7 protein-coding genes and 1 pseudogene are annotated in these 9,837 nt (G+C 69.8%); 5 read left to right on the top strand and 3 right to left on the bottom strand.

All coding sequences use genetic code 11. From position 1 onward, the window contains the following. Both D7V88_RS34225 and D7V88_RS34230 read right to left on the bottom strand, forming a co-directional pair. Positions 1–1,108: pseudogene (locus tag D7V88_RS34225) on the bottom strand (hypothetical protein); the annotation flags it as partial. 2 nt (positions 1,109–1,110) lie between these two features. Continuing rightward, a complete protein-coding gene (locus D7V88_RS34230) occupies positions 1,111–3,408 on the bottom strand; it encodes a thioredoxin domain-containing protein (RefSeq protein WP_120544813.1) in 2,298 nt (765 codons plus the stop codon). 243 nt (positions 3,409–3,651) lie between these two features. Between D7V88_RS34230 and D7V88_RS43265 the strand changes: the two genes are divergently transcribed. From D7V88_RS43265 to D7V88_RS34250, 5 genes are all read left to right on the top strand, one after another. Further along, positions 3,652–3,822, top strand: a complete 171-nt coding sequence (locus D7V88_RS43265; protein ID WP_158625222.1) for a PKD domain-containing protein — start codon at positions 3,652–3,654, stop codon at positions 3,820–3,822. A 79-nt stretch (positions 3,823–3,901) separates the two neighbouring features. Next, positions 3,902–4,507 carry a TetR/AcrR family transcriptional regulator gene (locus D7V88_RS34235; protein ID WP_120544814.1) on the top strand — a complete coding sequence of 202 codons (606 nt, stop codon included), beginning with the start codon at positions 3,902–3,904 and terminating at the stop codon, positions 4,505–4,507. A 53-nt stretch (positions 4,508–4,560) separates the two neighbouring features. Then, positions 4,561–5,472: an SDR family NAD(P)-dependent oxidoreductase gene (locus tag D7V88_RS34240; protein WP_158625223.1), complete on the top strand. Its 912-nt coding sequence runs from the start codon at positions 4,561–4,563 to the stop codon at positions 5,470–5,472. 239 nt (positions 5,473–5,711) lie between these two features. Beyond that, a complete protein-coding gene (locus D7V88_RS34245; RefSeq protein WP_244238542.1) occupies positions 5,712–6,377 on the top strand; it encodes an ATP-grasp domain-containing protein in 666 nt (221 codons plus the stop codon). Between the two features lie 111 nt (positions 6,378–6,488). After that, positions 6,489–7,265, top strand: a complete 777-nt coding sequence (locus D7V88_RS34250) for an RNA ligase family protein (protein ID WP_120544816.1) — start codon at positions 6,489–6,491, stop codon at positions 7,263–7,265. Positions 7,266–7,321: 56 nt separating this feature from the next. Here the strand turns inward: D7V88_RS34250 and D7V88_RS43270 are convergent. Next, positions 7,322–9,837: hypothetical protein (locus D7V88_RS43270; protein ID WP_120544817.1), on the bottom strand; the 2,516-nt coding region annotated here is incomplete at its 5' end.

Below are 9,837 nucleotides of genomic sequence, written 5' to 3' on the forward strand. Positions count from 1 at the left end.
AAGCAGGCGCGACCGGTGGTGGGGCGGGGGGCTCTTCCTGTTCGTCCTCCGCTTCGTCGCCCGTGTCGTCGGCGCTCGCGCCTGCTTCGGAGCCCAGCGCAGCTTCGAGGTCCGCGTCCACGCCCGCGTCAGCTCCGATGGCCGCGGCGACGTCAGCGTCGTCTTCTGCTTCGTCCGCGCCCGCTCCGATGGCCGCTGCGACGTCGGAATCCGAGTCGTCGTCTTCCGCTTCGTCTGAACCTTCGTCCGCCTCGTCGTCGGAGGCGCCGCCAGACTTGTCGTCCGCGTCGTCGGAGTCCGTAGCCAGGTCTTCGTCGGAGGATTCAGCGGCGGTCTGTTCGTCGTCTTCGTCCGCTGCGTCTTCGTCGGAAGCGTTCGCAGCGGCGTCTTCATCGGACGCATCGCCATCGGCTGCTGCGTCTTCGTCGGACGTGTCTTCGTCGGAGGCCTCGTCCCCGTCGGACGCTTCATCCTCTTCGGACGCCTCGTCGTCGGAGGCCTCGTCCTCGTCGGACGCTTCATCCTCTTCGGATGCCTCGTCGTCGGAGGCCTCGTCCTCGTCGGACGCTTCATCCTCTTCGGATGCCTCGTCGTCGGACGCCTCTTCCTCGTCCGACGTCTCCTCTTCGTCCGCTGCCTCCTCCGACTCCTCGTCGTCGGACGCCACCGGCACCTCGCGCGGCAGCACGACCGCATCCACGGCCGCGAGCACCTCCTGCATCCGGCTCCGCACGAAGGCGGCCTCCGTCTCCGCCGGGGTCTCGGCCTTCGCCGGTGTCCCCAGGGACGCGGAAGGCGCGGCCGGTCCGGTCTCCATCCCCTTCACGGGCGCAGGGACTGGCGCGACGGTGGCGGCCTCCGCCGGACGGGCCACGGGCTCGCTGGCCCGAGGCTCCGGGGCCGGGACTTCCGTGGGGACCGCCTGCGCGAGCGCCGCCGTCGCCCCGAGCAACACGGGCGTCGGCGCGACGTAGCCGTTCTGCCGCGCGAGCAGGAACAGCGCCTGCGCCACCAGGGCATTCCGGTCCACGTCCAGGTCGTGGCTCATCTGCTCCAGTGCCCGCCACAGGGGCTCCGCGACCTCGATGGTTTCACGAATCCGCTTCATGACTAGCTGCCCCTCAGATTGCTCTGCCACGGCGAGACATGGTCCGAGTCGTTGAGCCAATAGAACATCGCCTGCGTCTCCGCGTACTGCCGTTCCGCGATGGTGACGAGGTTCGGATGCAGGTCGCCCAGCGGCACGCCCTCGAACTGGAACCCCTCACCGGGCTTGGAGCCATCCCCGCCCCGGATGCGCCGGTCCCGGCTCTGCCACAGCCGCTGCGACGCCTGTCCCGCGCCCTGGCCGAAGTCGGCGGGAGGCGCGAGCCGCGTCGGCATCCGGAGCGTCTTCTCCCCGCACGCCCACAGCAGCCACGTCAGCGCGCTCCAGTCGCCCCGGATGACGAGCGTCAGGTCCGCGAGCCCCTGCGACAGGTCCAGCGTCTCGTCGATCTCCACCGTGTCGTCCCCGAACTCCATCTCGAACTGCTCCAGCTTCACGGGCCCCGCGCCCAGGAGCGCGGACAGGTCCGGCGGCAGCCATGACACCGGGGCGCCGGGCTTGAACCGCTGGAGCAGCTCCGCGCGCATCGCCTGGAGCCGCGTGGCGTACTTGCGCACCACCTGCTGGACCGACTCCAGCGGTTGCTGGGGCGCGTCGGGGAGGCCGTCGTAGGTGCAGCGCGGTGCCTCCTGGGCGGGCCAGAAGTCGAACTTCGGGAACAGGGCCCGGGCGTAGGTGCCCAGGAACCGGGCGGTGTCCGGCTCCACCGTCGCCAGGTGTTCGGCGTCCTGACGCACCTGATCCGCCAGCCCCAGGTTCAACAGGATGAGGCCCCGGGTGAACAGGTACGGCTTGCGCTCCGGGGTGAGCAGCATCGCCGCGTGCAGGAAGTCCAGCGCCGCGCGCGGCCGGGCCGTCTGGTCCAACAGGACGGCATAGGCCCGAAGCAGCGTGGAGGCCTCGCCGCCGCGCATGAGGCAGTCCGCCATGGGCGCCCACAGTTGGCCCGCCTCCTCCACCACCGACACCGCCAGCGCATGGGCGGAGGGTTTGGTGCGGGGCAGGGTGAGCTGCTCCAGCCCCTCCACCAGCGGCTGCACGTCCATCGAGGTGGCGCAGGCGCGGGCCGTGGCCAGCAGGGCCTCCCGGTAGCGCTTCTCCGCGCGGGCCTTGCGCGCGAACTCGCGCCAGCCCTCCGCGCTCCTCGCGAGGTTGGAGAACACCTCCGAGCGCTCCAGCGTCTTCTCGTCCGGCGCCAGCCCCAGGTCGCGGGTGAGCACGACCTGGCGCTGCGCATCCAGCAGCGACCACTCGCCCACGGCGAAGTCCGTCTGGGCCTGGCCCTCCTCGAAGTGGACGCGGAAGTCCGCGTAGGTGTCCGCGGCGCGCGAGTGGTAGAACCCCTGGCGGTAGCCGTTCTCATATTCGGCCTCCCAGAGCAGCAGGCCGTGGCGGTCCCAGAACCGCACGAGTCCGTGGCGCTCCCCGTCCGCGTTGAGCGACACGAGCGCCCACTGGTCCAGGTCCTCGCGCAGCTCCGCGCCCTCCGGAAGATGGGCCGGGCGGGTGGGGTAGGGCTCGCCGGTGGTGGGCACCACGCGCTGACCGGTGCTGTCGAAGTGCATCACCTGCCGCACCTCGCCCTGGTCGTAGAGCATCACGGTCTTCTTCACCTTCTCGCTCACGCCGTTCTCGTGCATGCGCTCGGTGGTGAAGTGCTCGGACGCGAACCAGGTGCGCGGGCCGTGAAGCTGGCCCTTGTCGAAGGTGCCCTCCTGTGACACCTCGCCGCTTTCGTGGAAGCGCTTGAACACGCCCTGCGGCGTGCCGTGCTTCATGATGCATTCGTTGCAGAGGGTGCCGTCGGCCCGCCAGAACTTCCACGTGCCGTGCTGCCGGCCCTTGGGGTCCGTGGGTCCGAAGGACCACTCCGCCTCTCCCGCGTCCCACGTCGCGCCCTTGGGGACGCCCGCCGGAAGCGTTCCCGCCTCGGTGCGCTTGCGGTTCGCGGCGCGGCGCTTGAGCACCTCCACGTCCACCGCCTCCAGCTTGCCCAGCAGTGCGTCCAGGGCGGCGGCGGGCAGCGCGCCGGAGACGCGGTGGACCTCCACGCCGTCCTTGAAGGCGATGAGCGTGGGGATGGATTCGATGTCCAGGGGCTCGGAGAGGGACTCGTGCGCCTCCGTGTCGAGCTTCGCGAACGTGATGTCCGGGAACCGCGAGGCCGCCGCCTCGAAGATGGGCGCGAACGCGCGGCAGGGCGCGCACCACGGGGCCCAGAAGTCCACCACGCACACCCCGCCCCGTTGGGTGATTTCCTCGTAATTGTCCGGGGTCAGTTCGACCGGCGCTCCTGCCACGACCACTCCTGCTCAAGGGGAGGCCGGATAAGACGGGCGCCGGGGTCGCGCGTCAACCGGCGCGTCACGGCAGGAGGGGGATCCCTCCGGCCCCGCATGGGCTGGCCGGGGGCGGGCTGGCACCCTGGGGCCTTTTCTTCTTCCTGGAGCCCCCCAGGTCCCGGCCTGTCGCCGCTTTCGTGGAAGCCGCCGCCTCTCCGAGGAGGGCTGGGGCTCGCACTGGAGCGACAGGCCAGTCGCAAGATGGATGTGCACCGCAGCTCGCTGGCTGCCGCGAAGGTGACGGGCCGGGGCCGGCCCACCGCGCTCCACATCCACCGCTACACGGCGAAGGGCACGTACCGCGTGAGCCTCACCGTGACGGACTGGACGGGTGTCCAGAACACCGACACGCAGGTCCTCACCGTGAAGTGAGCCTGCCTGCACTCCCTCCCTGGAATGGACAATCTGGCCTTGCTTGACAACTTATGCCCATGTTGTCAATTTAGACCATATGGCTGTGGACCCGAAGTCACCCTCGAAGGCCCCTGACGACGCGCGGCGGCGCCGGCTGCTGGAGGCGTCGCTCGGGGTCTTCACGCGCTTCGGCTATCGCAAGGCGTCGATGGAGGAGGTGGCCCGGGCGGCGGACGTGTCCCGCCAGGGGCTCTACCTGCACTTCGCGACCAAGGAGGAACTGTTCCGTGCGGCGGTGGAGCATGCGCTCGGCACCCACCTGGAGGCAGCGCTCGCGGCGCTGACGGAGGTCGGACGTCCGCTGGAGGCCCGGCTTGTGGCCGCGCTCGACGAGCGGCTGGGCTGTTACGTCGGACAGATGGGGGGGGATGCCTCGGATCTCATCGAGACCAGTGGCGCCCTCACGGGCACGCTCCTGGCGGACCACGACGCGCGGTTCGAGAAGGCCCTGGCCCGGGCGCTCACCGACTCGCCGTTGATGGCCGTCTACGCATCCGCCGGGCTCACGGCGCCACAGCTCGCGCGGACGCTGCATGCCACCGCGCGCGGTTGGAAGCACACGTGCACCTCGCGCGAGGCCTTCGTCGAACACATCACCGTCGCGGTGCGGATGCTGTTCGCGCCGCTGCGGCGGGCTCGCTAGCGCACCCGCCGAAAGCCGTTCCCCAGCACCTGCCGCACGAAAGGCGCATGCCCATGACTGAACCCATTCTCTTTGGCGCCAGATCCACGGCGAATGACGTGCTCGAAGGGCTCGACCTGAAGGGGCGCACCTTCCTGCTCACGGGTTGCAACTCCGGCCTTGGCGCACAGACGCTTCGGGCGCTCACCTCGCATGGCGGGCATGTCATTGGACTCGCGCGTTCGCTTGAACAGGCGAGGGAGGCGTGCGCCCGGGCGGGGGGTTCGACGACGCCGGTGGCCTGCGACCTGGGGGATGTGGCCTCGGTCGTCGCCGCGGCGGAGACGGTCCGCGCACTGGGCAGGCCGCTGGATGCCATCATCGCCAACGCGGGGGTGATGGCGCCCGCGAAGCTGGAGCTCCGTTACGGCGTCGAGCAGCAGTTCTTCATCAACCATCTGGCGCATTTCCTGCTCGTGAACCGCCTGGTGGATTTGGTGCCGGCTCGCACGGGTCGCATCGTGGTCGTCAGCAGCGACGCGGGCGTCAATCAGGCGCCGCGCGAAGGCATCCAGTTCGACAACCTGGACGGACATCGTGGCTACAAGCCGCTCGCCTTCTACGGTCAGTCGAAGCTCGCCAACTCGCTGTTCGCGCGGGAGCTGTCACGACGGCTCGCGGACCGGGGCATCCTCGTCAATTCCCTGCATCCGGGCGCGGTGCGCACCTCGCTCACGCGGAGCATGGGCTTTCCGTTCACCCTCATCATTCCGGTGGCCCGGCTGTTCATGAGGTCCGTCGAGCAGGGCGCGGCGACCCAGGCGTTTCTCGCGGCGAACCCCCTGGTGGACGGCATCACGGGGGCCTACTGGGAGGACTGCAAGGTGGCCCAGGGACACCCGCTGCTGGAGGATGCCGCGTTCGCCCAGCGCCTCTGGACGGCCTCCGAGGATCTGCTGCGTCCCCACGTGGGCGCGGTGGGCTGACCGTCGCATTGGCGACTTCCGTCGTTCTGGCGCCTCATGGCTGTGCGCTGGACCGGTGCGTGACACACTGGCCGGATGCGGCCCACCCTGGCGGTCATCAACGGCGAGCAGTATTGGCAGTCCTACTTCCCGGAGTGCGACGTGGTCTCCCGGCGGCTCCAGGACTGTGCCTGGGTGCTGCGCGGGGGTGAGCTCTGGTGCATCAACCGCGAGTCGGCCACGCGTCTGGACGGCATCTTGTGGAGGGGGGGGGCGCCATCCGTCCGGATCCGAAGCACCGCGCGACGTTGGACCTCCTCCGCCTCACTGGGGTGCCCTGCATCAATTCGGCCTCCGTGCTCGCGCGCTGCCACGACCGGCTGTCGATGCTGGCGGAGATGTGCGAGGCGGGACTGCCCGTCATCGAGTTCGACGTCGCGATTGGAGACGACATGCTGCGCCGGTTGGAGCGGCCCGCGCCGTTCGTCGTCAAGGTGGGCAACCACCACGCGGGGCTGGGCAAGGCGCTCGTGCGTACCAACGCGGACTGGCCGGAGGTCGCGGACCTCCTCTTCGCGGCCGACGACTACGCGGCCGTCGAGCCCTTCATCGACTACCAGCGCGAAGTGCGCTGCCTCGCGGTCGGCGGGAACATGTGGGCGATGACGCGCGAGGGGGCGGGCTGGAAGGCGAACGTCGACACGCGCAAGCACCACGTCATCGAACCGCCCCCGGAACTCGCGGCGCACACTCGCCACGCGATGCAGCACCTGGGCGCCGACATCCTGGGGCTGGACTTCCTCCAGGCGCGGGACGGCAGGTACACGCTGCTCAAGTGCAACGCCACGCCGGGCCTCTCCGGCTTCCCGGAGGTGCTGCGCGAAGAGGTGGCCGAGTGCATGCGCAACCGGATGTGGCGGCGGTAGACGCGCGCCACACGGAGGGGACTCCTGTCAGGCCCCGTCGCGCCCCCGCGTCCCGCGAGCCTCACCGCCGGGCCCTGCTAACCTCGGCCCTGCTTCCACCGAGGTCTCGCCATGACGTTCTCACTCCGCTCCTCCAACCTTCGCGCGCTCAACTCGCTCACGAAGTACCCGTCCATCCCGACCTACCACACGCTCGGAGAGCGCGGCCGGCTGGGTGAACCCGCCATCGCGTTCGACGGGCCCGTCGTAGGCTCGGAGAAGGTGGATGGCACCAACGCCCGCATGGTGTTCCTCCCCGACGGGACGTACCTGCTGGGCAGCCGCGAGGAGTGGCTCTGCGCGAGCGATGACCTCATCGGCAACCCGGCCCTGGGCATCGTGGAGCACCTGCGGCCGGTGGCGGATGCCCTGCGTGAGAAGCGGCTCGACGCGGGCGGCATCACCGTCGTGTTCGGCGAGGTGTACGGCGGCAATGTGACGGCGCACAGCAAGCAGTACACGGGCGACAAGCGCGTGGGCTACCGCGTCTTCGACGTGGTGCGCCTCACCGACTTCGAGACGCCCCTCGCGTGGTCCGGCGAGCAGCTCTCCGGCTGGCGTGAGTCCGGCGGCCAGCCCTTCATCTCCGAGGACGCCCTCCAGGTCTTCACCCGGGAGCACGGTCTGGAGCTGACGCCGCGCATCTTCGAGCAGGACGGCGGCGCGCTCCCCAAGGACCTCGAAGGCGCCTTCGGGTTCCTGCGCACGCACGCGCCCACGACCCGCTGCGCGCTGGATGCGGGAGCGGGGCAGCACACTGAAGGCATGGTGGTCCGCACCCGCGACCGGCGCACCATCGCGAAGCTGCGCTTCGAGGACTACGAGCGCACCCTGCGCGTGAAGCGGTAGGGGCGCGAAAGAGGCGGCGGCTTCATCCCCGCCGCCTCCACGAGGACGCCGGGCCCTCAGTCGATCTGCAGCTCGGAGATCTTGTGCGGCTTGTCGCTGATGGCGTCCATGATCTTCCCGATGCCGAAGGTCAGCAGGCCGATGCCCGCGCCCACCGCCATGCCCAGCGGTCCGCCAATCGCGCCCACCGCCACCGCGCCACCGATGCTGCCCGCGATGCCGACGGCGCCCTTGGCGATCTGCGCCCCGTCGTTGACCTTCGCGCCGTTGACGATGTCGAACACGCCGCCCACGGTGCCGCCCACCGCGCCCAGCACGTTGGCCGCGCCGCCCATGCCCTTGAGGGCGGACAGCGCCTTGCTCCCGGCGCTCGCCGTCGCGCCGGCCACCTTGCCGATGCCGCCCATGCCCTTCACCGAGTCCAGCACCGCGCTGGTGACGGCGCCGGCCACCTTCGGGTTCGCCAGCGTCTTCGCCCACGGCATGGCCTTCGCCGCGGGGGCCGTGGTGGTGAGCGCGCCCGCGTTCTTGAAGCCCTTGATGGCCTCCGTGAACGCCTGGCCGCCCGTGTAGAGGTTCAGCGCGCCGTTGGCCGTGTCCGTCACGCCCTTCACGATGTCCGGCATGTTGTTCTCGCGGATGCCCCGCGCCAGTGACATGCCGCCCGCCACCACGCCGGCCACGCCGCCCAGCGCGCTCGCTCCACCCTGCGCCGCATTCAGGCCCTTGGAGATCGTGTCCTTGCCCAGGATGGCGGTGGCCTTCTCGGGCAGCCTGCCCGCGTCCTGGCTCAGGCCCTTGAGGACGTTGAGCGCCTGGGCGCCGCCGCTGTTGGCGTACTGGTTCACCGTGCTCGCGGTGGAGATGCTTGCCTGCTCCAGCAGCACCTTGCCGAACGCGTCGTCCTTGAAGTCATCCGGGTTGGAGACGTCGCGCATGTCGCGGCCTTCGGGGCCGGACAACTGCATCTTCTCGCCGTCCTTGCCCAGCTCGTGCACGCCCTTGCGGCCCTCCGCATCCGTCACCGTGGTGCGCGAGTTGACGAGCTGCGCGCCTTCACTGGACAAGAGCGACGTGTCCTCCTTGAGGGACGACTCCGTCTTGTTGTCCTTCGTGCGCTTCGTCTCCAGCGACTCCTGCAACTCCAGACCCGCGCCCGTCGCCTTGCGGCTGCTGTTGTAGTGCTGCTCCAGGTCGGAGCCGTCCGATTCCCGGCTCCTGGAGTCCATCTTCTCCACCGAGCCGTCCTGGCCGAAGGTGGTGGACGACTCGCCGTTCACCGGCACGCGCTTGGAGGAGTCCTCCTTCTCGAAGGTCTTGCCCTCGAACTTCTCCTTCACCGTGCTGCCCTCGCGCGTCCGCTCCGTCTTGATGGTCGCGTCCGGGTAGCCCTCGATGAAGGTCTGCGAGTCCAGCCGGTCCGGGCCCTTCTGCAGGTCCACCGTCCAGCGCTTCGGCGGGCGGCCCTCGCCCGCCTTGTCCGCATCCCAGTTCTCCCCGCCGCCCTTGCCGTACTCGTCGCGGACCGTGTGCAGGTCTTCAATCGTGTGCGGCTCCTTGCCGGCCAGGTGTGTGTGGCCGTCCAGCGTGCGGTCCACGTAGGACGTCGCCTTCACGTTGTCCTGGGAGAAGTCCTGCACGCGGCTGTACTGCACGTCGCCCTGCTTGCCGTCCTCGCCCGGGGGCGGAATCGAGTAGCTGTACGTGTCCGCGCGGTCCACCGGCTTCTTGAAGTCGAACGGGCCCTTGAGCTTGTTGTCGATCGAGCCGCCGCCGTTCTGCTGGTAGAAGGAGGTCCGGCTGCTCGTCGCGCCGCCGTCGGCCTGCGTGTACTCGTTCGTGATGAGCCGGTCGCCGTCCTTGTTCTTCTCCACGCCCACTTCGTTGCGCGTGTACGTGAGGCCCCGGTCGCGCGTCTTGGAGATGTCCCCGAAGGACTTGAGGTCCGCGGTCTCGTTCTTGTCGCCCTTCCACTCGGCGCGCTCCACCAGCGTGCCACCGTCCGCCTTCATCTCCAGGCGGTCGCGCTTGTTGGTGCCGTCCTCGTAGGTGGCGCTGTCCACCGTCACCGCGCCGTCCTTCTTCGTCGCCACCGAGCGCTCCACGACTTCCTTCTTGTCGTTGACGCGGGTGAGCTCCACTTCGGACTCGGACACGCGCTGGATGTTGCTGCCTGCGGGCACGGGCTGCTTGCCGTCCGCCATGGCAAAGAGCTTGTCGGCCTCCTGCGTGGTCTTCTCGCGCAGCGACTTCTGCGCATCCGCCGTCTCGGTGCGGCGCTCGCCCACGTTCTTCAGGTCCACCGCCTGCTTCGCCTTGTCCTCACCGGACACCGTCTGACGCTCGGGCGGCGGCCCCTCCACGGCCTTCTTCTCGACGGCGGCCTTCGCGGCGAGGCCGATCCTCAGGCCCGCGATGGCTGGCGCGAGCGCCTTCTCACCCAGCACCGGGCCCGCGACCGCCTTCTTCGTCTCGAAGGAGTCGCCCGCGACAGCCGCCTTCTTCGTCTCCACCGGCGCGTTGGCGACCTTCTGGGGCTCGGTCTTCCCGGTGACGGCGGGAGGGGTGATGG

The organism is Corallococcus terminator (assembly GCF_003611635.1).
GTDB classification, from domain to species: domain Bacteria; phylum Myxococcota; class Myxococcia; order Myxococcales; family Myxococcaceae; genus Corallococcus; species Corallococcus terminator.

Coding starts and splice junctions, on each gene's coding strand:
- D7V88_RS43265 (WP_158625222.1), top strand. CDS start 3,652: ATGGATGTGCACCGCAGCTCGCTGGCTGCCGCGAAGGTGACGGGCCGG.
- D7V88_RS34235 (WP_120544814.1), top strand. CDS start 3,902: ATGGCTGTGGACCCGAAGTCACCCTCGAAGGCCCCTGACGACGCGCGG.
- D7V88_RS34240 (WP_158625223.1), top strand. CDS start 4,561: ATGACTGAACCCATTCTCTTTGGCGCCAGATCCACGGCGAATGACGTG.
- D7V88_RS34250 (WP_120544816.1), top strand. CDS start 6,489: ATGACGTTCTCACTCCGCTCCTCCAACCTTCGCGCGCTCAACTCGCTC.